The organism is Rhizobium sp. 01N447_2, assembly GCF_056399245.1.
This window is the reverse complement of the sequence record NZ_JBFTQY010000036.1, coordinates 1-22,133: the sequence shown is the minus strand read 5'-3', so window position 1 is coordinate 22,133 and position 22,133 is coordinate 1. Positions and strand designations below refer to the sequence as shown.

23 protein-coding genes are annotated in these 22,133 nt (G+C 61.8%); 13 read left to right on the top strand and 10 right to left on the bottom strand.

The genetic code is table 11. From position 1 onward, the window contains the following. Positions 1-87: 87 nt before the first annotated feature. On the bottom strand, positions 88-1,020 hold the full coding sequence (locus AC1ECN_RS22555; RefSeq protein WP_075224040.1) for a LysR family transcriptional regulator: 933 nt from the start codon (positions 1,018-1,020) through the stop codon (positions 88-90). Positions 1,021-1,135: 115 nt separating this feature from the next. Here AC1ECN_RS22555 and AC1ECN_RS22550 point away from each other — a divergent pair, with 115 nt between their 5' ends. Together AC1ECN_RS22550 and AC1ECN_RS22545 are read left to right on the top strand one after the other, a co-directional pair. Continuing rightward, positions 1,136-1,882 (top strand): SDR family oxidoreductase, encoded by a 747-nt coding sequence (locus AC1ECN_RS22550; RefSeq protein ID WP_075224039.1) that lies wholly within the window; start codon positions 1,136-1,138, stop codon positions 1,880-1,882. Positions 1,883-2,081: 199 nt separating this feature from the next. Beyond that, on the top strand, positions 2,082-2,729 hold the full coding sequence (locus AC1ECN_RS22545; protein ID WP_018074305.1) for a metallophosphoesterase family protein: 648 nt from the start codon (positions 2,082-2,084) through the stop codon (positions 2,727-2,729). Between the two features lie 108 nt (positions 2,730-2,837). Here AC1ECN_RS22545 and AC1ECN_RS22540 read toward each other — a convergent pair whose 3' ends face one another. Continuing rightward, on the bottom strand, positions 2,838-3,182 hold the full coding sequence (locus AC1ECN_RS22540) for a hypothetical protein (protein WP_018074306.1): 345 nt from the start codon (positions 3,180-3,182) through the stop codon (positions 2,838-2,840). A gap of 5 nt (positions 3,183-3,187) precedes the next feature. Next, the gene (locus AC1ECN_RS22535) at positions 3,188-3,997 is read right to left on the bottom strand and encodes a DUF899 domain-containing protein (RefSeq protein ID WP_024320887.1); all 810 of its coding nucleotides are present in this window, start codon (positions 3,995-3,997) and stop codon (positions 3,188-3,190) included. A gap of 119 nt (positions 3,998-4,116) precedes the next feature. Here AC1ECN_RS22535 and AC1ECN_RS22530 point away from each other — a divergent pair, with 119 nt between their 5' ends. The 4 genes from AC1ECN_RS22530 (at position 4,117) to AC1ECN_RS22515 (ending at position 7,925) form a co-directional block, all read left to right on the top strand. Next, entirely contained in the window at positions 4,117-5,337 is a 1,221-nt protein-coding gene (locus tag AC1ECN_RS22530; RefSeq protein WP_130672835.1) for a helix-turn-helix domain-containing protein, read from the top strand. Positions 5,338-5,393: 56 nt separating this feature from the next. Beyond that, positions 5,394-6,050: a Vgb family protein gene (locus AC1ECN_RS22525; RefSeq protein WP_130672834.1), complete on the top strand. Its 657-nt coding sequence runs from the start codon at positions 5,394-5,396 to the stop codon at positions 6,048-6,050. Between the two features lie 216 nt (positions 6,051-6,266). Beyond that, complete coding sequence (locus tag AC1ECN_RS22520) at positions 6,267-7,181, top strand: phosphotriesterase family protein (RefSeq protein WP_130672833.1); 915 nt, start codon at positions 6,267-6,269, stop codon at positions 7,179-7,181. Positions 7,182-7,298: 117 nt separating this feature from the next. Beyond that, positions 7,299-7,925 (top strand): hypothetical protein, encoded by a 627-nt coding sequence (locus AC1ECN_RS22515; protein ID WP_130672832.1) that lies wholly within the window; start codon positions 7,299-7,301, stop codon positions 7,923-7,925. On the opposite strand, the gene AC1ECN_RS22510 is transcribed toward AC1ECN_RS22515, so the two are convergent. Both AC1ECN_RS22510 and AC1ECN_RS22505 read right to left on the bottom strand, forming a co-directional pair. After that, a complete protein-coding gene (locus tag AC1ECN_RS22510) occupies positions 7,910-8,824 on the bottom strand; it encodes a hypothetical protein (protein WP_245484728.1) in 915 nt (304 codons plus the stop codon). The genes AC1ECN_RS22515 and AC1ECN_RS22510 overlap by 16 nt on opposite strands. Before the next feature lie 153 nt (positions 8,825-8,977). Next, positions 8,978-9,514: a GNAT family N-acetyltransferase gene (locus AC1ECN_RS22505; protein WP_018074312.1), complete on the bottom strand. Its 537-nt coding sequence runs from the start codon at positions 9,512-9,514 to the stop codon at positions 8,978-8,980. A gap of 85 nt (positions 9,515-9,599) precedes the next feature. On the opposite strand from AC1ECN_RS22505, the gene AC1ECN_RS22500 reads away from it, so the two are divergent. Further along, a complete protein-coding gene (locus tag AC1ECN_RS22500) occupies positions 9,600-11,345 on the top strand; it encodes a sensor histidine kinase (RefSeq protein ID WP_130656946.1) in 1,746 nt (581 codons plus the stop codon). A 10-nt stretch (positions 11,346-11,355) separates the two neighbouring features. Next, on the top strand, positions 11,356-11,757 hold the full coding sequence (locus AC1ECN_RS22495; protein WP_003560657.1) for a response regulator: 402 nt from the start codon (positions 11,356-11,358) through the stop codon (positions 11,755-11,757). A 189-nt stretch (positions 11,758-11,946) separates the two neighbouring features. Here the strand turns inward: AC1ECN_RS22495 and AC1ECN_RS22490 are convergent, their stop codons facing one another. After that, on the bottom strand, positions 11,947-13,356 hold the full coding sequence (locus AC1ECN_RS22490; RefSeq protein WP_130692162.1) for an aminotransferase-like domain-containing protein: 1,410 nt from the start codon (positions 13,354-13,356) through the stop codon (positions 11,947-11,949). Positions 13,357-13,446: 90 nt separating this feature from the next. Between AC1ECN_RS22490 and AC1ECN_RS22485 the strand changes: the two genes are divergently transcribed. Then, entirely contained in the window at positions 13,447-14,310 is an 864-nt protein-coding gene (locus AC1ECN_RS22485; RefSeq protein ID WP_130673542.1) for a DMT family transporter, read from the top strand. Positions 14,311-14,754: 444 nt separating this feature from the next. Here AC1ECN_RS22485 and AC1ECN_RS22480 read toward each other — a convergent pair whose 3' ends face one another. Further along, positions 14,755-15,090 carry an antibiotic biosynthesis monooxygenase family protein gene (locus AC1ECN_RS22480; RefSeq protein ID WP_130672830.1) on the bottom strand — a complete coding sequence of 112 codons (336 nt, stop codon included), beginning with the start codon at positions 15,088-15,090 and terminating at the stop codon, positions 14,755-14,757. Positions 15,091-15,539: 449 nt separating this feature from the next. On the opposite strand from AC1ECN_RS22480, the gene AC1ECN_RS22475 reads away from it, so the two are divergent. Then, positions 15,540-16,277: a phosphotransferase family protein gene (locus AC1ECN_RS22475; RefSeq protein WP_130672829.1), complete on the top strand. Its 738-nt coding sequence runs from the start codon at positions 15,540-15,542 to the stop codon at positions 16,275-16,277. A 76-nt stretch (positions 16,278-16,353) separates the two neighbouring features. On the opposite strand, the gene AC1ECN_RS22470 is transcribed toward AC1ECN_RS22475, so the two are convergent. The 3 genes from AC1ECN_RS22470 to AC1ECN_RS22460 form a co-directional block, all read right to left on the bottom strand. Continuing rightward, positions 16,354-16,881 carry a cupin domain-containing protein gene (locus AC1ECN_RS22470; RefSeq protein WP_018074319.1) on the bottom strand — a complete coding sequence of 176 codons (528 nt, stop codon included), beginning with the start codon at positions 16,879-16,881 and terminating at the stop codon, positions 16,354-16,356. A gap of 207 nt (positions 16,882-17,088) precedes the next feature. Next, positions 17,089-17,475, bottom strand: coding sequence for a cupin domain-containing protein (locus AC1ECN_RS22465; RefSeq protein WP_130672828.1), 387 nt, complete (start codon positions 17,473-17,475; stop codon positions 17,089-17,091). 115 nt (positions 17,476-17,590) lie between these two features. Then, complete coding sequence (locus AC1ECN_RS22460; RefSeq protein ID WP_018074321.1) at positions 17,591-18,808, bottom strand: ROK family protein; 1,218 nt, start codon at positions 18,806-18,808, stop codon at positions 17,591-17,593. 195 nt (positions 18,809-19,003) lie between these two features. On the opposite strand from AC1ECN_RS22460, the gene AC1ECN_RS22455 reads away from it, so the two are divergent. The 3 genes from AC1ECN_RS22455 to AC1ECN_RS22445 form a co-directional block, all read left to right on the top strand. Further along, complete coding sequence (locus tag AC1ECN_RS22455) at positions 19,004-20,278, top strand: ABC transporter substrate-binding protein (protein WP_130672827.1); 1,275 nt, start codon at positions 19,004-19,006, stop codon at positions 20,276-20,278. Between the two features lie 133 nt (positions 20,279-20,411). Further along, a complete protein-coding gene (locus AC1ECN_RS22450) occupies positions 20,412-21,296 on the top strand; it encodes a carbohydrate ABC transporter permease (protein WP_130672826.1) in 885 nt (294 codons plus the stop codon). After that, positions 21,296-22,133: carbohydrate ABC transporter permease (locus AC1ECN_RS22445; RefSeq protein WP_477954131.1), on the top strand; the 838-nt coding region annotated here is incomplete at its 3' end. The genes AC1ECN_RS22450 and AC1ECN_RS22445, both read left to right, overlap by 1 nt.

Below are 22,133 nucleotides of genomic sequence, written 5' to 3'. Positions count from 1 at the left end.
TTTTATTGATGCGACAATCGTTCGTGGATCGGCATCTTCGGCGACTGTCACGGCGATCGCCGACGGGTGCCCTGTCTAGTTGTCATCCTACGATCCATTGCGGTTTCGTCGAGCGGTCTCTGCTGCCCCCGAATCGCGCCTGAGGAAATCGACGAAGGCGCGTAGGCTCGGCGGTGTGTAGCGTTGTGAGGGATAACAGAGGAACCAGCCAGGGAAGGTGCCGCACCACTCCTCAAGCAGCGGCACGAGCTTGCCGTCCTCGATCAGCGGACGCACGAGGTCTTCGGCCCAGAAGGCAATGCCGACGCCCTGGACGGCGGCGGCAAGGGCCATCTCGCGGTGCGAGACGATCAGCGGGCCGTTGACCGCGACGGAGAACCATGTGTTTTCTTTGAGGAATTCCCACTTGTAGAGACCTTTACCGCCCGGCCGGCGCCAGTTGATGCAATGGTGCTGGAGCAGGTCGCCCGGCACATTTGGGCGGCCGTGCCGGACGATGTACTCTGGCGAAGCGACGGCCAGCTGGCGCTGCTCGCCGCCGAGCTTGACGGCGATCATATCGGCTTCGAGAAACTCACCCAGCCGTGCGCCGACATCATAACCGGCTTCGACGATGTCGGTGACTGCATCGTCGATCGTCACGTCAAGGACGATATCGGGATAGGCGGCGTGGAAGCGGCCGAGGGTTGGCTCGAGGAAGGTTGCGGCGGCGACACTCGGCAGATGCACCCGGAGCGTTCCCGCCGGCGTGTCGCGTGCGTCGACGACATTGCGGACCGCCGCCTCCATCTCGATCATGGCCGGCCTGAAGCGTGCATGCAGCCGTTCGCCGGCGTCGGTGAGCGATATGCTGCGCGTCGTGCGGTTCAATAGGCGAAGCCCCAGGCGGGCTTCCAGCGCGCGGATCGTCTGGCTGAGCGTCGATGCCGACATTCCGAGCTCGGCTGCGGCGCGCGCGAAATTGCCGTGGGCGACGATGGTCACGAACGCCTTGAGCTCCGCATAGTCGCTGCCGCGCATTATGCCTCCAAGTCCACATAGTCTGTTCGATTTATATAGCATTGTTGTCATGATCATCGCAGCCTAAATTGCCGATAATTTCGCCAGCCCTGAACCAAAAGACGGGAGAGCCGGTATGCAGACAGACAAAAAGCTCAGTGGCAGGGTCGCCCTCATTGCCGGCGCTTCGTCTGGCATAGGTGCGGCGACCGCTCTGGCGCTGGTGGAGGAAGGGGCAAGCGTGGCGATCGCCGCGCGCCGCATGCCGCGCCTCGAGGCGTTGGCGGAGCGCATCCGCGAGCGCGGCGGTGAGGTCCTACCGATCGAGGCCGACGTGTCCGACGAGGCACAGGCTGCGGCGATGGTGCAGCGGGCAATCGGCGATTTCGGCAGGCTCGACATGCTGCTCTGCGTCGCCGGCGTCGGCGTTGCCGCGCCGTTCCGGAACACGACCACCGCCGAGTATCGGGAGATGGTCGAGGTCAATTTCCTCGGGCTGCTCTACCCGATCCATGCGGCGTTGCCGACGATGCAGCGGCAGGGGGCCGGCCATATCGTCATCGTCTCCTCCGGCACCGGCCGGTACATTCATCCCTCGACGGTCTATTCCGGCACCAAGCATGCGGCGAGCGCTATGGCGGAATCGCTGCGGCGGGAGATTGGCCGGGATGGCATTCGCGTCACCTGCATCGAGCCTGGCGCCGTCAGGACCGAGTTTACCTCCCACATGCGCGCCAGTGTCCGCGAGGCGGTGGAACAACGGCTTGGCGACATGGAGCAACTAGAGGCCGCGGACATCGCCACGGCCATTCTCTATGCGGTGACGCAGCCGCGCAGGGTCAATGTCAATATCCTGACGCTCTACCCCACTGAGCAGGCGTGAGTGTTGTGGCGATTGCCTCAAGCGGAAGGAGAGCCAACCGCCATAAATACCGGAGATTGAGTCGGTTTTCCCGATGGCGGCGGGCTTTCGTTTGTTATGATGCGGTGGACGGCGTGGGGCGTGAGCCTCGGCATAATGCCCTGGCGCGTCTTCTCGTCTTGGCCGCGCGCCGTCGCACTGCAGCCGAGAGGGTCGAAGCATGCGCTACACGTTCGCCATAGGTGATATCCATGGCTGTATCGATCCGCTGAACAGGATGATCGATCGGATCGCGGCCTATGCGCCTCGAGGGACCGTCGTCTTCGTTGGCGACTATGTCGATCGCGGGCCTGACAGCAAAAGCGTCCTCGACCGGATCATCGCCGGTCCATCGGACCCGTGGCGATGGATCTGCCTGAAAGGTAATCATGAGGACCTGATGGTCGCTGCCTATGCCGATAGCTATAGCAGAGACGTGTGGATCGGCAGCGGCATCGGCGGACTTGAAACCGAAATGTCCTATGGCGGCAGAGTTCTGCCCCAGCATCTGCAATGGGCGGCCGATCGTCCCCTCATGCATGTCGATCGATATCGCATCTTCGTCCATGCGGGCGTCGATCCAGCATTTCCGCTGGAGCAGCAGAGCGAGCACGATCTTCTCTGGTTACGGTTCCCTCCCGGTGAGTCCAGCGACTATTGGGGCAAGCACCTGGTCCACGGCCATACACCGTCGCTGTCCAACCCGGTGACGACAGGAAACCGCACCAACATCGACAGCGGCTGCGTCTTCGGCGGCAAGCTTTCCTGCGCGGTCTTCGATGACGAGATTGCCGGCGGGCCGATCGACTTTATCGAGGTGAGGGCATGAACTTGATCGCTTTGGTAAGGGGTAAAGCCGGACGCGGCTGAGCGGGAGTGCGGCTTGCTCCCTCTTCTCCCGGCCGGGGAGAAGAGATACCGGCGGCGTCGCGGAGCGTTATCGGGGGCTCAAGCCCCGCCAGCCGGCGGCGAGCCGCAGCCAGGGCGCCAGGTGGAAGCCGCTCATCAGCAGGTACATGGGCACCATTCCGCCGATCGGGAAGGCATCCGGCGCCGTCATGCAGATCATGTCGGCGCTGCCGGTCGTGGCCGTCAGCAGTGCCATGATCGCGAATGTCGGAGCGGCGGCGAGCGACAGCCAATCGGCAACGGCGAGGGTAGCGGGTTTGCAATTCGGCTTGGCGGCTGATCCGTCTGCGGCGGCGGAGAGCGAGAGCCATTCGGCGGTGTTGAGGGCGGCGTTGCCGCCGCCCCTTTTCGAGGTGTGGATGGGAAGCAGCATCGCAGTCACTCCTTGCCATATCGGTCGTGGTGGCGCCACCAGACGCCTTGCTCGTTGCGGCCCTTGGGGGCGCGGTCGAGCCATTGGTACATGCCCCAGAGGCCGTCCAGGCCGCGGGCATAGCTGGAATAGCTATGGTAGACGGCGCCGTCGGCAAGCTCGAAGGCGCTGACTCCGGGCCGGTCGCGGGTGTAGGTCGCGACATCGGTTTCGGTCATGGCGGCGATCTGGGCGACCGGTCCCTCGGTGCCGCGCAGTTGCCATTCCTGCACGGTCCTGCCGGCCAATGGTTCGGAGGCGGACTGTTCGGGAGCGGGCGGCTCGCGGCGATAGTTATATTCTATCCCGCCCTGGCGCTGCTGCTCGGGGGTGAACCAGACGCTGAAATCGCTGTTGAAGTCGCTGCCGGAGGAGGAGGCCCAGGGAAAGCTCCAGTCCATGCGCTGCCGGAATGCCAGAAGCTTTGCCAGCGGCGCGCGCGAGATCGCGGTGAAGGCGACGTCGTGGTTTTCGAGATGGACGAAGAAGCCGTTGAAGCCGTCGGCGATCGAGGAGCAGGAGGGGCATCCGGCGGTATAATCCGGCCCGAACATGAAGTGATAGACGAGGAGCTGCGAACAGCCGCCGAAGAGATCCTTCAGCGAAACGTTGCCGGCCTCGGTGTCGAAGCGGTATTCCTTGTCAATCCTCACGCAGGGCAATTGCTGGCGCTTCATCGCCAGCGCGTCGCTCTGCCGCGTCAGCGCCTTCTCCTCTTCGAGCAGGTCGAGCCGCGCTTCCAGCCACTGCTGCCGCGTTCCGAGTTGTATCGTCATGGGTCTTCTCCTTTGCCTGTTTCTCGTCGTACCATCCGGCGCGGGGTTGCTTGCCGGTCGACGACAAAGCTACGGCCGGGCAGGGCAAGGGTGGGAGTGACAAGTGTGACGGGATTTGAATGGACTCGCTGATCACGGCGGCGGCGCGGGCGCTGGCAGTGGGAGATGCGCTCGGCGCGCTGAAGCGGGTGGCGCTGCGCGACGATGCGCCGGCGCTGGCGCTGCGCGGCATTGCGATGGCGCAGCTCGGCGATCTCGTCCGCGCCAAGGCGCTGCTGAAGAGTGCGGCCCGCGCCTTCGGCCCGCGAGAGGCGGTGGCGCGAGCCCGCTGCGTGGTCGCCGAGGCCGAGATCGCGCTGGTCTCGCGCGATCTCACCTGGCCGCCCAAAGCGCTGGAGGAGGCGCGCAAGGTGCTCGCAGCGCATGGCGACAGGATCAACGCAGCCCATGCCAGGAATGTCGAGCTTCGCCGGCTGGTGCTGATTGGTCGGCTTGACGAGGCCGAGAGGGCGCTCGAAACGCTCGACCCGACGCCGCTACCGCCGGCGGCAAGGGCTGCCCACGAACTGGTGGTCGCGGGTATCGCGATCCGGCGCCTGCAGACGAAAGCGGCGCGTGCGGCTCTTGACCGGGCAAGGCAAGCGGCGCGCGAGGCCGGTATGCCCGTATTGACGGCGGAGGTGGAAAATGCCGCCGACGTACTCAACGCACCCGTGGCACGGCTGATCTCGCGCTGGCGGGAAAGCCCGCTGCGGCTTGAGGAGGTGGAAGAGTTGCTCGGTTCGGGCGCGCTCGTCGTCGATGCCTGCCGCCATGTCGTGCGCGACGACCAGCTTTCCGTGTCGCTGGCAACGCGGCCGGTGCTCTTCGCGCTCGCCCGCGCGCTCGCCGAAGCCTGGCCGGGGGATGTTGCCAGGGGCACGCTGGTCGCACGCGCCTTCCGCGGTAAACATGCCGATGAATCACATCGCGCCCGGCTGCGCGTCGAGATCGGCCGGTTGCGCGCCGAGCTGCGGGCGCTCGCCGAGGTCTCGGCGACGAAACGCGGCTTTGCGCTTTCGCCGCGGCGCGCCGGCGAGACCGCCGTGCTGGCGCCGCTCGTTGAAGGCCAGCATGGGGCGGTGCTCGCCTTTCTCGCCGATGGCGAGGCGTGGTCGAGCTCGGCGCTGGCGATCGCGCTCGGCGCCAGCCCGCGCACCGTGCAGCGGGCGCTGGATTCGCTTGCCGGGGAGAGCAAGGTGCAATCCTTCGGGCGCGGGCGGGCACGGCGTTGGATGAGCCCGCCGYTGCCCGGTTTCCCGACGATCTTGTTACTCCCGGGACCTTTGCCAAGCGACTAGTATGGCCTGACAGATGAGGATGGCCCTGGTCAGACGGGGCAAACAGGACGGAAGAGATGAAAAAATCGGCTGCGACGATCATCCGTGAATATGGACCCTTTCCCGGCGCCGAGCGCGTCAACGGTGTCACCTTCGATGGTGAGCACGTCTGGTTCGCCTCGGGCGATAGGCTGAACGCGCTCGATCCCGCAAGCGGCGACGTGGTGCGCTCGATCGAGGTTGCGTCCCATGCCGGAACGGCTTTCGACGGCGAGTTCCTCTATCAGATCGCCGAGGATGTCATTCACAAGATCGATCCGAAGACCGGCCGTATCCTTTCCACCATCCCGGCGCCCGGCAATGGCGGCGATTCCGGCCTTGCGTGGGCCGAAGGCTCGCTTTGGGTCGGCCAGCACAGGGGCCGCAGGATCCATCAGATCGACCCGGAAACCGGCAAGATCCTCCGCACCATCGAATCCAACCGCGTCGTGACAGGCGTCACCTGGGTCGACGGCCAGCTCTGGCACGGCACCTGGGAGGGCGATGACAGCGACGTCAGGCGCATCGACCCCGAAACGGGGGAGGTGCTAGAGCGGCTTGATATGCCCGAGGGTACCGGCGTCTCCGGCCTCGAATCCGATGGCGCCGACTGCTTTTTTTGCGGTGGCGGCGCCAGCGGCAAGGTCCGCGCGATCAGCCGGCCGGCGCAGGGCAAGGAGGGGAAGGGGAAGTAGCCGATGCGACGCCGAAGAGGCCGAGGCGGCATATCTCTCCCCAGTGACAGTCAGCTCGCCAGCAATCGGGGCGCCAGGTTGGACGTCGACACCAAGGGGCAAGTTGTGGGAATTTCAACCGAGTGAGCGATTGATTTCGGCAGGTGACGATCTACCTTCGCGGCAGTGTCGGTCGAGGCCTTTACGCAAAACCGGTATGATCGCGGGGGAGAGACTTTGAAACATCTGCGCACGACGCTCGGGCCTAAGAGCAAATCCGAACTTGGGATGATCCTCCCGCATGAGCACGTCTTCGTCGACCTCAGGACGCCGGACCAGCCCGGTTATGCCGAAGCAGACATCGAAGACGTCGTCCGGCTGATGGCACCTGAGATCGAGCGGATCAAGAAGCTCGGGGTGACGGCACTGGTCGAATGCTCGACGGGCGGCGTTGGACGCCGTGCGGATATCGATCTTGCCGTGTCGCTCGCGACGGATTTTCCGATCGTCGTTCCCACCGGCAATTACCGTGAACCCTGGATTCCCGAATGGGTCCGCCAGGCTTCCGAGAAAGAGCTGGAGGCGTGGATGCTTCGTGAACTGACGGAGCAGATCGACGAGACCGGGTTCCAGGCAGGCTGGATCAAGCTCAGCGCCGGCGATGACGGCATGACGGCGCTCGAGACGAAAATCCTACGGGCAGCCGCGCGCGCCGCGGCGCAGACAGACGCCGTCATCGGCAGTCATACGATCAGGGGACGGGTCGTCATGGACCAGCTCGATGTCATCGAGGCGGAGGGCTACAGGGCCGACAGGTTCATCTCGATCCATACGCAGGAAGAAAAGGACTTCGCCTATAACGTCGCCGTCGCCGAACGAGGCGCCTGGATCGAGTATGACCATGTCGGCCGAGGCGGGGACAACGAGGTGGCTGAGCTGGTGATCAAGGCGCTGAAGGCGGGCTGCGGCGATCGCCTGTTGTTGAGCCATGACCGCGGCTGGTTCGATCCGGCGCAGCCGATGGGCGGGATACCCAAACCGTATACGCATCTTTCCACGGTTTTGCTGCCCGAGTTGAAACGGCGGGGTATAGACGACGACACACTGGTGCGCCTGACACACGACAATCCGTTCGAGGCTTTCGCCCGATAGGAGAGTGGCCGGGCGAAAGAGGCCCGCACTATATCAGCGTTCGAAATCAGCGCGTTGGCGGCTCCGTCCCAGCTGGTTGTGCCTCAAGAAAGATAAATAGGATGGGAGGGCTGGTAAGTGAGATTTAGGTTGTTTTATGAAGGTGAGTTGCATTCCTCTGGTAATAATTCGAAGCGGCCAGGCCACAAGCACGACATTCGCCGCGAGTTCCACAAGCAATTCCGAGAACTTTGGCGAGTGGACGGAAATCTAAATGAATGGATGGACTACGCGGCCCATAAGGCTGTCCCTGAGTTTCAGCGGATTGCCGATCGCCATGGCAAATTGGGTTACCATTGGGTTCCGCTTGTAAGCGATGAGACCTTTACCCACTGCTCTATAGACGTTCTAATGTTGCGGCCTGGCAAAGTTGGCGGCCTCATTCTCGATACGGACATAGACAACAGGCTCAAGACGCTGTTTGACGCTCTCCAAATTCCAACGAGTCAATCRCAATTGCCTGAAACACCAGCATCGGACGAAGATCCCTTTTTCGTTTTACTTGAGAAAGATAGCTTGATCTCATCAGTGAGTGTGACAACAGATCGACTTCTGGCGACAGAAAGGTTCATTCGGAAAGACGTTCCGGACAGCTTGACGCTATCCTTAGCTCAATCAGCGAACCGCGATCATGTGGTTCTCATCATCACAGTGGCGATACACGCCACGAAGACCACATTGGATAATCTTCATTTGATTGGATGAGCACGACATCTGGAACTTCTCAAGATCCGGTTCAGCCGATTGCCGCCACCTCGGCTCCGCGAAAGCGGAGTTCGCCGAGAATGTTGCGCGGACCATTCAAGAGCCCGATCGGCAGGATGATGAAAGCGTTCGTGCCTGGAGGCAGGTTTGCGATCCGCTCGATGAGGAGCGCGCGTAACTTGTCCGCATCGATGAGATCTGTGGGCGTCACGATGCCCTTGGCGGTGATTTCCTCTCCGAGGCTTGCGATCTCTGCGCTCTTTCGAGTTTTGTAGAGTTCGTCGAAATAGGCGCCGATCGGTCCGATCCGGCGGCGCGAGAAGATAGGTGATCGGGTCCGGGCCGACGGAATTGACCGTTTCGAGCGTCAATGGCTTCTGCATGGCCTGCATTTCGCCGTCGGCTACAAGCGTCTTCACATCGCGCCCGATCGATACGCCGTACTTCGCCAGCGCCAGGCCGATGCTCGGCGCGTCGGGGCCGATGGCATGCTGTCCTTCGCCGATGAGGAGCAGGCTCGCCTCGAAACCGGAAAGTTTTTCGATCGCTCCCTTTGCCGGGGATGTCGAGAGGATGGTCTTTAACTCGTCCTGATCGGATGGCGTCAAACCTGACAAGACGGGCTTGATATCACTGTTCTTGAACTTGGCGGTCGACAGGGTGAGGCCGGGATTGACGTCGATCAGCACCGTCTTCGATTGATCGACCAGGCGTTTTCCCTCGGCCACGATGTCAGGAAAACTGTCGGCGCGGATGCGCACATAGCCGAAAAGCACATGGTCGTTCGCGGGGGACTTGGCGCGCCAGACGACGGCGTTCTCCTCGTCTGCCGCTTTCGGCATCCCCGGCAGGAAAAGCAAGGCTGCAAGGGCTGCAAATTGCCGGCGGGTGATGTGCATGGCTGCCTCCTCGCTGAGCCCGATGCATGGCGGCGCATTCGCATCGGACTAATCTGGTGAAAGAGCATTTGTTCCAACTCCCGGTGGAAATGATGAACGTCCGGGGCACGGGAGTCAGCTGGACTCGTTCTAAAATTCTCGGCGATATCAGGACTATGCCGCGCCGCGCTCGTCGAACAAAAGCGCCATGCTGATCGCATCGATGAACCGACCATCGATGTGTGCAGCACGTCGGACGATGCCTTCGCGGGCAAATCCCATCTTTTCGTAGAGAGCGATAGCACGGGCGTTGTCTTCATAAACATCGAGTTCAACCCTGGCAAAACCGCTTTTCTGCGCCGCTCTCAATGTGGTCTCGATCAGCATCCGTCCGAGACCTTTGCCCCGATAGGCGGGAAGGATTCCCATTCCGAGCTTACCGCGATGGGCGTGCGACGGGAAAAAATGCCGGCTGATGTCGCACCAGCCGACGACCTTGTCTTGAGCGGTGGCAACGAATTGCGGATTGCCTTTCGCAATCATGCCCATGACGAACTCACGCGTTTGCGGCAGCGGAGTTGCTTCCAGCATGGACAGGTATTTTTTCTCCCGCGCGACCACGTCGAGCGCATGATGAAAGCTGTCGATGTGGGCGGCAGCGATCGGCTCGATCCTGATGCCTGGCATATCCGACGATGCTGCTGCATCCATGTGCTTCTCCTTCAACGATTGCGATGCCTATGGGAGACCTGCCACAGACCCTCACGGGAGCGCATAATTCATGGTCCGTCAACCTTTGCGTGTCAATTTCTCGGCATCAGGCGCCATCAAAAGGTTGCAGGTATTGAAGGTCGGGCTCACATCCCACATCACATTCGTCTTGGTGACGCTCACCTGCGCGGCGGCTGTGTTGTTGTGCGGGTTTGCGTGGCTTGCCGCGGTGAAGGTCGACGATCTCTCGTTGCGCCGGCAGGCCGACTTCGTCGGCCAAGGATTGGAAGAGCAGATCGCGGCACTTCCCCGGGAGCAGGAAAGCGTCACCAAATGGGACGATGCCTTCCTCTATGCAAAGCAGCGAAACCATGAATGGCTGCTCGATAATGTCGGTCGGTGGACGAGCCAGTATTTCGGGCACGACAGAACCTATATCTTTGACGATACCAATCGCCTGATGTTTGCGTTCCGCGACGGCGCGGATGCCGTGCCGCCGCGGCTCGGTGACGACGACGGCCAAGAAATGGCCACTCTTGCCGGAGAGATGCGCGCCGCTCTCGTCGAGCGGGCTGCAAATCCCGGCGCCGAACCGATTGGTCAACTGGCCACGGTTCGGACGATCATGATCGGCAACCGGCCGGCGATATCAAGCGCGCGTCCCATTCTGCCGAGCTCGGCCAGGATGCAGATCGAGGCGGGCCAGGAGTTCATCGCCATCTCGGTCAAGTTCATCGATGGAAAAGCTGCCGAAAGTATCGGCCATCATGCGCGGCTCGAAGGATTGTATTTCGCGCCTTCGAAAGGTGGGGATGAGCGGGCGCAAGTGCCTGTGTCGTCCCATGACGGCGGCACGATCGGCTATTTCGTATGGCCGCCTATCCGGCCCGGATACATGCTGCTGCAGCAGATCGCGCCGGCGGGGCTCGGCTGCCTGGCGCTGCTGATCACCGTCGTGTTCTGGCTTGGACGTGGTCTGCATCGCACCTCGCTGACCTTGCTGGACAGCCAGGCGCAGCTCACCCATCACCGCAACCATCTGGAAGAGATGGTGGCCGATCGAACGGCCGAGATCGAAAGGCAGAGAGAGGAACTGGACCGCTTGCTGGTGCACGAACGGCAGGTGAATGCGCTCCAGCGCCAGTTCGTCGCCATGGCCTCGCACGAGTTTCGCACGCCGCTCGCCATCATCGACGCCGCTGCCCAGCGGCTCTGCCGCTCGACGACCAACGTCAGCGGCGACTACGTTCACGAAAAAGCCGGCGTGATCCGCAGCGCGGTCGTGCGCATGGTCGATCTGATGGAGAGTATCCTCGCCAGCGGCCGGCTCGAAACCGGACAGATCACACTGAAGCGCAGCGAAGGCGATCTGAAGGCCCTGCTCGTCAGCTGCTGCGACAGGCAGCGTCACCTCAGCCGCTCGCATGTGTTCCATCTCGATCTCGCGCCCATACCGGATGTATTGACGTTCGACCGCAGCGCGATGGAGCAGGTCTTCACCAACCTGATTTCGAACGCCGTCAAATATTCGCCGAACGCGCCTGACATTCATGTTCGCGCCCGGGCCGACGAGAAGACGGTGGAGATCGCCATCTCCGACAGTGGCATCGGCATGGATGCGGAGGATCTGCCGAAGCTATTCCAGCCCTATTATCGCGCCCGCAGCGCGACGGGCATTGCCGGAACGGGCATCGGCCTCAACGTCGTCAAGCAGGTCGTCGAACTGCATGGCGGCACCGTCGAGGTGACGAGCGAGCTCGGCAAAGGCACAACATTCACCATTCTTCTGCCAATAGAGTTTTTATTGTCGGATCAACAAGTCGCAGCTTAAGGAAGAGCTCATGGTTACAGTCCTGTGCATAGAAGACGAAGTCGAGATCCGGAACCTCCTCGTCGAAGAATTGAGCGAAGCCGGCTACAAGACGCTCGAGGCATCGAACGGCGCCGAGGGACTGGAAATGATCCTGTCGAAGTGGCCCGATATCGTCATCAGCGACATTTCGATGCCTGTGATGGATGGGCACCAGCTTCTGGCGGAAATTCAGATCAACCACCCCGAGCTTTCCAACATCCCCTTCATCCTGCTGACGGCACTGACCGACCGGGAAAACACTCTAGCCGGCCTGCGCGGCGGAGCGGCGGACTATCTGACGAAGCCGCTCGACTTCGATCTGCTGCTCGCCAAGCTCGAAGGCTGCGTGACGCGCCTMGCCAACGACAAGGCGGTCCACCGGTCGTTTTGATGGTTGCGGGCGGGGCGAGAGAAGAAAGCACATGTCCTTCGTTTCCGCAAAGACTCGCTCAGGAAGGGTGAGGCGCTGCCGCATATCTCTTCTCCCCGCTGGCGAGAAGAGGGAGCAAGGCGCTTGCTATTGCCTCGCCACAGACGTTTCGTGGGGCAAGGCGCTCGATCCGCGACGGCTCGCCTTCCATTATCCTCTTCCTGCCAGCGCATCACCCAGCACCTCGAACACTCGCGGATCGAGCGTCTGAGACACGTTGAAGCGCATGAAATTGGTTGCCGATTGCGACAGGCTGAATGCGTTTCCAGGCGCCAGAACGATCCTTTTTTCGAGTGCGGCCCGCGCGGCATCAGCCGCATCGATGCCATCGGGCAGCCGGCACCAGAGGAACATTCCGGCCTGTGGCTCCAGCCACGGCGTTATGCCCAGATTCTTCAGCTTGGCCGAGACCTCGCTCGTCGCCCGGGAGAGCCGGTGTCTCAGCGTTTCCATGTGTTTGCGATAGCTGCCGTCGCTCAAGACGTTCAGCACCAGTTCCGCCGTCAGCCGGCCGCCGCCGAAGGTGGTGGCGATCTTGAGGTCTGTCAGGCCGTCGATCCATTCCGGTTTCGCCACGACGAAACCGCAGCGGGCCGAGGCCGACAGGGTTTTCGAGAAGCTGCCGATGTGAATGACCCGCTCGAGCCCGTCGAAGGCGGCAAGGCGGGGTGCCGGCGTGTGCTCGAAATCGGCGAAGATATCGTCCTCGATGATGGTCAAGTCGAACTGGTCGGCGAGTTTTAGAACCCGGTGAGCCGTAACAGGAGACAAGGTTGCGCCGGTCGGATTGTGGATGGCGGAGTTGGTGATGTAGAGCCGCGGACGCTCATCGGCGACGACTTGCGCAAACAGCTCGATATCGGGACCGGACGGCGTGTAGGGCACGCCGACGATCTTTGCCCGATGGGCGCGTAGCAATGCATGGAAATTGAAATAGCAGGGATCGTCGACCAGCACCGTGTCGCCGGGTTCCAGCAGGAAACGGCAGAGCAGGTCGATTGCCTGCGTGCCGGAATCGGCCAGCATGATTTGACCCGGGGAGGCTTCTATCCCCCGTTCACCCATGCGCCGCGAAATCAGTTGGCGCAGTTGCGGCAAGCCGAGTGGCGAGCCGTAATCGGCGAGCGCCGGCCCGTCGGCGCGGGCAAGTGTTCTGAGCCCGCGGCGCATGCCGTCCCCCGGTAGCCATGAGGGCGGCAGCCAGCCGCAGCCGGGCTTCAGGTCTGCTTCGCCGGCCTCTAGCGATTGCCGCGATATCCAGAACGGATCGACCGCGCGGTCGAGCTTCGGCCCAGTCTCGGCAAGCGCAAAGGGCGCTGCCTGGTTGGCGACGTAGAATCCCGAGCCTGGCCTTGCCAGGATCGCGCCTTCGGCGACCAACCGCTCATAAGCGTCGACGACGGTCGAAGTCGACAGCTTCAACGTCGCAGCCAGCCCCCGGACGGAGGGCAGCCTTGCGCCCGGCGTCAGGCTGCGCCCGGCGATGCGCTGCCTGATCGTCGCCACGACCATCTCCACGCGTGTGCGTCCTTCGCTCATCTGTATTGCTTTCTGTATCACTACAGTTTCGCAAAATCGTATCAGACTGTCACTGTTATGGCCATCGCTGTTGGCCGATAAGGATTAGGAAATGAAGGAGTGCAGCGCATCATGGACCGTATGGCATCGGGATGGATCAATGGTTTTATCGGGGTGGTGATCTTCAGCGGATCGCTGCCGGCGACGCGCGTGGCGGTGATGCAGTTCGATCCCGTCTTCCTCACCGTGGCGCGCGCGGCGATCGCCGGCTTCCTCGCCCTCGGCCTGCTGATCGCTTTCAGAGAGAAGCGGCCGAGCCGAGGTGATATTCTCTCCCTGGCCGTCGTGGCGCTCGGCGTCGTTGTCGGCTTTCCGTTGCTGACGGCGCTGGCGCTGCAGCATGTCACCTCAGCCCATTCGATCGTCTTCATCGGCCTGCTGCCGCTCGCGACGGCGATCTTCGGCGTGATCCGTGGCGGAGAACGGCCGAAGCCGGCATTCTGGCTGTTTTCGGTTCTCGGCAGCGCGCTGGTGGCGGGATTCGCATTGACGCAAGGCCTGACAGCCTCGCCGGTCGGCGATCTGCTGATGCTGGCGGCTGTCATCGTCTGCGGCCTCGGCTATGCCGAAGGCGGCAGGCTTTCGCGCACGCTCGGCGGGTGGCAGGTGATTTCCTGGGCGCTCGTGCTGTCGCTGCCGGTGACGGTCGCAGTCGCGCTTTTCCATCGGCCGGAGAGCTTCTCCGGCATCGAAGCGCCGGCGCTGCTCGGCCTTGCCTATGTCTCGCTGTTTTCGATGCTGATCGGCTTCATCTTCTGGTATCGTGGCCTGTCGCAGGGCGGCATCGCCGCCGTCGGCCAACTGCAGCTGCTCCAGCCGTTCTTCGGGCTGGCGCTCGCAGCAACCCTGTTGCACGAGCCCGTGACCTGGGCCATGCTCGCCGTGACCGTTGCCGTCATCCTGTGTGTCGCCGGCGCCCGCAGGTTTGCGCGGTAGGGGGCGGATCGACCGGGAACCCGTCAACTGAATACGGACGACTTGCCATCAATCGCGGCTGTTGGGGGCTTGTGCCTTGTCCAAGGCATCCGACAACCAGAGATCCCGTTTTTCATGATAGCAAGGTAAGCCGCCGATGCAGCGCCTTTCATGTACATATCGCCTTTCCATTCCCGGAGCGAAACCCCGGACGGCAGATATCCGAAGGCAAGGCAGGTGAATATGCAGGCCCAAACTATTGCGAAGGTGAGTTGTCGCGTCGTCATTGGTACACCCATCAGCCAGACGACGCGACTTAATCAGGCTTCGATTGCCGAAGGCTTTTCGAAATTCGTAAACTTTCAATGATCTTCATGCGGAGGCGACGTTAGATCCCGGCTGCATTTCGAAAGGAAATGTGCTTCCGTTTCACGCGCTTAGCCTTGGCTGTCCAAACAAGCCAACTCATGTCGCTTCGATGTTGAACCCGTAGGATCGCGTGACGAGCGCAACACGGATTTCGTACCGGGTGTACCAGTCTGACCGACCGCGATTTTGTGCCTGAACGTGATCGACGACTGATTTCCAGGCTCGAATGCTGTCCTCATCCTTCCAATAGGAGATGAGTATGCCGAAACCGTCGGCTCCGCGAGCGCTTTCGAAGCCGAGATAACCCGGCTGCTGTTTTGCAAGTTCCGTCATCGCATAGCCCATCTCGCCATAGCCACTGTCGACCTTGGTTCGTTGAGATGAAAAACTGACCATATAGTATGGCGGTTCAGGCAAAGCGGCGGTCGACATTTGAGCTCCGATCGGTTGCTATATGCGTGGCTTATCGCCGCGATCGCAATGACTGCTGTCGGCATACTGCGAAAGCGAGTAATCTTAGGCGCGGCGGATTGCCCTCATCGTGAGTCATCCACCCGCCACGACAGCTCGATGCTGTTCCGCCATGGCTGCGCCGGAGCTTTGGACTGAATATCATCCATCATGGTTCGACAAGTTCTCGTTGATAGGTATCAGCGATCCGTTGTGACGGCAGCCTAGGCCCTCGCGCTCTCCCAATATTGGGAAGGCGCAAGAGTTGCTCCTATGGCTGTGGCCCCCGGCCAGGTCTGCCGGCGGCAGGTGCTGGCCTTGACAATTTCGCTCACCCGTTTTCGTCGAGCGTGGCAAACTGCGATGGCGGTGATCGCGGCATTTCTTGCGAGATCACCATCCACCTGCTGAATTCAGACGGAGGCACCGCTATGACCGAAACGGGTCGGCTCCTTGGTTCGGGTAAAGAGGCCGAGGTCTTCGAATGTGGTGCCTTGGCGCTCAAGCTATACCGGTCAGCCGCCTCCAAGGCATCGTCATTCAGGGAGGCGGCGAACCTGTCGATCCTTGAGAGGCTCGCGCTGCCGACGCCAAAGGTCCACGCGGTCGGTGAATTCGATGGGCGCTGGGGCGTATTGATGGATCGCGCGCCCAGTTCCTGTTTTGCCGACCCATTCGTCTCGACGGCAGGTAGAGCGTCGCTTGAAGACATGGCGCAACTGCATCGAAGAATTCACGAAAAGCCGGGCGACGGGTTGCCGTCTCTCATGGCGAGGCTTTCTGCCAGGATCCGCCGGGCCGAGCACTTGGATTCTTCATCCAGAAATCGGCTTCTTGCGCAACTCGAATCCCTGCCAGATGGCGACAGAGTGTGTCACGGCGATTTTCACCCGTGGAATATTCACGGCTCGGGGCAGGGGTTTATGATCGTCGACTGGCTCGATGCCTGCTGTGGCAATCCTCTGGCCGATGTCTGCCGAACATACGTGCTGTTGCACCATGCGATGCCGGAGCGGGCAATGGGCTATGTCGAAGCTTACGCCTCGGTCACCGGATCGGAGGTCAGCGGCATTCTCGCCTGGCTTCCCCCGATTGCCGCCGCCCGGCTGACGGAAGGCGTTGCAAACGAAAATGACGAGCTGTTGCGGTTGGCTGGCCTGAGCCCCTAACTGTCGAAGCTCCGCCAAGCGTTGGTCTCGGCTTTGCGCGAAGCCGCCATTGCGGCCGGCTATCGGCCTGGTTGATCTATTCGCTGTTTCCTCGGCCCTTTGCTTCCCGCGCTAGGTCCGGCATTCCATCGTGCGGACCGAGGGCATGGGTGGGATGGTCATCCCACCAATCATTATGCAGCGGTCTGCGGTGAGGGTGGAGCGGGTAGAAAATGCGGTTCTCAGCCTTGTGGCGCTCGCCGACGACGAGGAGGTGCACTTCGGCTTGCGTGTTGTTGAGGAAACTATGGGCGATGCCGGTGCCGGCAGGAAATCCGACGGCGTCGCCGGGCTTCAGCCGATAGAGGTGGCCATCGAGCCAGACGTCGGGTGCGCCTTCGATGACATAGACGAATTCTTCCTCGGCGCTCTCGGCATGCGGAAAGGATGTGCGCCGGCCAGGCGGCAAGCGCTCGTGATGAATGCCCAATTTCGCCAGGCCGAAATAGCGTCCGAAAGGCGCACCGATGCTCATCAACTCGTCGTCATCGTCATAATGCGAGTCGTCAGGCCGTTCGATCTCGCTCCAATGGACGACAAAGGTCGGCCGCTCCAACGTTGCCATGGCAATCCTCCTAATGTGAGAGGTTCAGATGACTGGGGACACGTGCATGCTGCCGTGAATGGAAGGCGACCGCAAGGGAGAAACGGCCGGCAAGCGTAGCTGGCGGTGGTTAGCATGAGGTCGCCGGCCAACCCGTCCTTCGAACCCTGTGAACGGGGTCGAGTGAAGGGAGCTGGTGTCTGCCAGATCATCGGCTCTGGGAACAGCTCACTTGGCAGGTACGACGAGCGGTGCGCCTTTGCGGACGATGTAGGTCGCCAATTCCGACGCCTTGCCGCTGCCGACGTTCTTTGCCGAGTGAGTGACGCCGGTGGGAATGAACAAGGATTGGCCGGCTTTAAGGGTAACCGGCTGCCTGCCCTCGAGCTGGTATTCCAGCGTTCCTTCGATGACGAAGGCGATCTCCTCGCTGGGATGCGTGTGACTGGGGGCGAGAACGCCGGGCGCAAAATCGACGCGCACCTGAACGACCTCGTGGCCGGGCACATCGATATCGCTCTTGAGGAGATCGGTGCGCTGTAGCGGCTGTTCTGCGTGTGCAGCAGCTGCGCCGCCTAGAACAAGGGCGAGCGCGATAGCCTGGATCATTTTCATCTTGTCATCCTTCCTGAATTAATCATTCCCGACCGGTTGGCCGCATCGGGATTTAAGTCGATGATTKAACCAGGGATGTGTCGGCGAACCCCCATTTTTGTAAGCCAGTGTATCACTACGCCGCCGATGATGAGCCCGCGGTTCTGACGCCGACGAGACTGGCGATGTCCGTAATGCCGCCGGAGGATTCGAAGTCGAATATTTTTTGGGTGACAAGGGCGGCGGCACCCCGGGCCCAGGAATTGTCCTCCCAGTCGGGCAAGAGGGGCGGGGCGGTTCGGAAGGTCCGGGCGGAAAGCGCTTCGCGCAGCGGCGTCAGGAAAGGGTCGCCGAGGGAGACGGCTTCGCCGCCGGCGACGATGACTTCGGGATCGGTGATGTTGACGAGATTGGCAAGGGCGGTGCCGATGCCGCGGCCGGAATCGGCGACGAGGGCGAGGGCGTCGGCATCGCCTGATGCGAGCGCAGCCGACAATTCCGGCAGTCCCAGTTCCTCGCGGCCGGTCGCTTCCCGCCAGCGCCGGAGCATTGAGATTTCGGAGTGATAGGCCATCAGACAGCCGCGCTTGCCGCATTCGCAGAGCCGGCCATTCTCCTCGTAGAGAGTGTGGCCGAACTTGCCGGCCGCGCCGTTTGCGCCGCGGTAGAGCTTGCCGTCGATGACGAGTGCACAGCTGATGCCGACGCCGACGGCGAGAACCGCCATGTTGCGATGCTGGCGGCCGAGCCCGAAGAGCTGCTGCGCGATGGCATAGGCGTTGGTGTCGTCTTCCAGCCAGACCGGGACATGGACGCGGCTGGCGACCAGCGAGGCGAGGGGGACATTGTCCCACTTGAAGCGGTAGCTGCGCACGCAGGCCGTCTGTTCGTGGTTGATGACGCCGGGCATGGAGATGCCGATGCCGGCGAGTTTCGCGTTCGGCCGGCCGGCGAGCTTCACCAGTTCGGGCACGGTGCTCGCCAGCAGGTCGGCAACCTTGTCAGGATCGTGGCCGCCGAGGCTTACCCGCATGGCGGCGACGGGGTTGGTGGCAAGGTCGGTTGCCACGCACTCCACCGAATCCACCATCAGCTTGAAGCCGACGGCGAGCGCGTGCTCGTAGTTGATGTCCACCGGGATCGGGCGGCGGCCGGTGAGGCCGGGCACGGTCTTCCCTTCGATGACGATGCCTTCCTCCAGAAGGTCGGCGACGACGAAGGTGACGGCGGCAGGACTTAAACCGATCACCGTCGCGATGTCGGCACGGCTCCTTGGCCCCTCGCGCCGGAGAAGATTGAGGATGAGGCGTCGGTTCATGGCTCTCGCCGTGGTCTGGTCGCCTTTTAACTTCACGATGCATTCCTTAATTTTGTAAATTAATTATTGCGAGCTGCAAAGATCTATGCATAAGTTCGGCCGCGGATCAACTCAGCCAGGCGAATTATCGCTGGAATCGCCGAGCGGATCGCAGCGTTGAATGCCTGGTCGGTCGTTTCATGGAGGAGGCGACGGTCGGGAGATGTTGATCGATCAACTGGGAGGAATTCAATGACATTTTTGAAGCAATTTCCGTCGACCACCCGCAGACGCTTCCTGAAGGGCGCGGGGCTGGTTTCCGCTGCAGCGGTTAGCGGCAGCTTTCCGATCCCGGCGATCGCGCAGGCTCAGGAGGTCACGATGATCTCCGCCGAAAACAATGGTGCCGCCCTCGATGCGCTGAAGACGATTGCCGCGGGCTTCAGCAAGGAAGCCGGCGTCAACGTCGTCATCAACAATATGGACCACGAGGCCCACAAGACGGCCATTCGCAACTATCTCGTCGCCGGCGCGCCTGACGTCTGCTCCTGGTTTTCGGGCAACCGCATGCGCGCCTTCGTCAAGCGCGGCCTGTTCGACGATATCTCCGACCTTTTCGAGAAAGAGAAATATAAGGACGTGCTCGGCGCGACGGCAGGGGCCGTCACCGAAGACGGCAAGCAGTACGGCCTCCCCACAGGCGGCACGCTCTGGGGCATGTTTTATCGCAAGGATGTGTTCGAGCAGCATGGCCTGACCGTGCCGAAGACGGCCGAAGAGTTCATGGCCTACGGCGACAAGTGCAAGGCCGCGGGCATCACGCCGGTCGCGATCGGCACCAAGGAATTATGGCCGGCGGCCGGCTGGTTCGACCAGATGAACCTTCGCATCAACGGCCTCGACAAGCATATGGCGCTGATGAACGGCGAGATGAGCTATCTCGATCCCTCGCTGACGGCGGTTTTCGACCAGTGGGAGGCAATGATTTCGAAGGGGTTCTTCACGGAGAATCACACGTCTTTCGGTTGGCAGGAGGCCGCGGCGCTCCTGGCGCAGAAGAAGGCCGGCATGATGAACCTCGGCGCTTTCCTGCGCTCGGCCTTCACCGCCGAAGATCTACCGCAGCTCTCCTATGCGACCTTCCCGGTGCTCGATGCCAAGGTCGGCCACTTCGAGGAGTTCTCGGTCAATTCGATCCACATTCCCGCCAAGGCTAAGAACAAGCAGGGCGCGCGCGAATTCCTCGCCTACTTCTACAAGCCCGAGAATCTGGCGGCCTATCTGGAGCCGGGCGGCAACGTTCCGCCGCGCCACGACCTGCCGCCAAGCAAAGACCCGCTGGTCAACGTCGCTGTCGAGACGATGAAGACGGTGCAGGGCACGTCGCAATATTACGACCGCGACAGCGATCCCGATATGGCGCAGGCCGGCCTCGTCGGTTTCCAGGAGTTCATGGCCAAACCCGACCGGCGCAGGGCCATCCTGACGCGCCTCGAGGGCACGCGCAAGCGCATCTACAAGATCTAGCAGCTCTCCCAGGGGCGGCGGCGAACCGCTGCTTCCAAGGGGTGGAGGCTGTATGCCTCCACCCCTTGGGGGAGGTGCGCCTCTGCTCCCGGAGCACGCATAAGTCTGCTCCTGTATTAATGAGGTTCTTGAGATGTTGATGTTATGGCGCCGCCAGCGCTGGTGGCTCACCCCGACTTTACTCATCGCGCCGGCGATATTGCTGTTCTTCACCGTCATCCTGCTGTCGGCCGTCAGGAGCCTCTGGATCAGCCTGCACGACTGGGACGGCTTCGGCCCGATGGTGTGGATCGGCTTCGGCAATTACGTCGAACTCTACGACGACCCGCAATTCTACGTGTCGTTGAAGAACAACCTGATCTGGCTGGTGATGTTCATGGCGGCACCGCCGATCGGGCTCGCCATTGCGCTGCTGGTCAACCAGAAAATCCGCGGCATGCGCTTCCTGAAGTCGCTGTTCTTCATTCCGCTGGTGCTCGCCTCGGTGACGGTCGGCGTCGTCTTCACCTGGGTCTATACGCCGGAGTTCGGGTTGCTCGCGCTGATCTTCAGGGCATTCGGGGCGACGGCGCCGGCGGTTCTCTCCGACGAGCATTTCGTCACCTTCGCCATCGTGATTGCAGCACTCTGGCCACAGATCACCTTCTGCATGGTGCTTTATCTCGCCGGCCTCAACAATTTGAGCGAAGAGCTGATCGGGGCAGGGCGCGTCGATGGGGCGAGGGGCTGGAACATGTTGTGGCACATCGTGCTGCCGCAGCTGACCCAGGTCACCTTCATCGCCATTGCCGTCACCGTCGTCGGGGCACTCAGGTCCTTCGACATGGTGTCGGTGATGACGAACGGCGGCCCTTTCGGTTCGTCCTCGGTTCTCGCTTACCAGATGTTCGAACAGTCGATCTTCTCCTACCGCTTCGGTTACGGCGCGGCTATCGCCTCGGTGCTGTTCGTGATCATGGCCGCCTTCATCGTCTGGTACCTCAGCCACATCATCCATACCGAAGAAAGGGGAGGCTGATGTATCCTCGTCCCATTCCCGATGCCGCCCTCTGGCAGCGCCGCCTCTATGTGCTCGCCGTCGTCATCGTCCTGCTGCTCTGGCTCTGCCCGCTGTTTGCGATCATCCTGACCTCGTTCCGCTCGACCGAGGATGTTATGGGCGGCAATCTGTGGGGATGGCCGACCGGGATCGGCGTCATCGACAACTATACTGATGTCTTCACGCAGACGCCGATGGCTCGCTACTTCCTCAACAGCCTGACGATCACCATTCCCTCGGTGATCGGCGTGCTGGTGCTCTCCACGCTCGCCGGCTACGTGCTGTCGCGCTACCGCTTTCCCGGCAACATGCTGATCTTCGCGCTGTTCGTCGGCGGCAATTTCCTGCCGCACCAGATCATGATGATCCCGGTGCGGGACCTGATGGTCCGGCTCGACCTGATCGATACCACGGCAGCGCTGATCATCTTCCACGTCGCCTTCCAGACCGGCTTTGCGACGCTGTTCATGCGCAATTTCATCGCGGCATTGCCCGACGAGCTGTTCCAGGCGGCCCGGGCGGAAGGGGCGTCTCCCTTCCAGACGCTATGGCATGTGGCGATCCCGCTGGTGCGGCCGGCGCTTGCCGCACTCGCCATCCTCATCTTCACCTTCATCTGGAACGATTACTTCTGGGCCGTGGTGCTGACCGTCAGCGACTCCGTCAAGCCTGTTACTGCCGGCCTTGCCAATCTCCGCGGTGAATGGGTCTCGGCCTGGAACCTGATTTCCGCCGGGACCATCGTCGTCGCCGTGCCGCCGGTCGTCATGTTCTTCCTGATGCAACGCCACTTCATCGCCGGCCTCATCGCCGGCC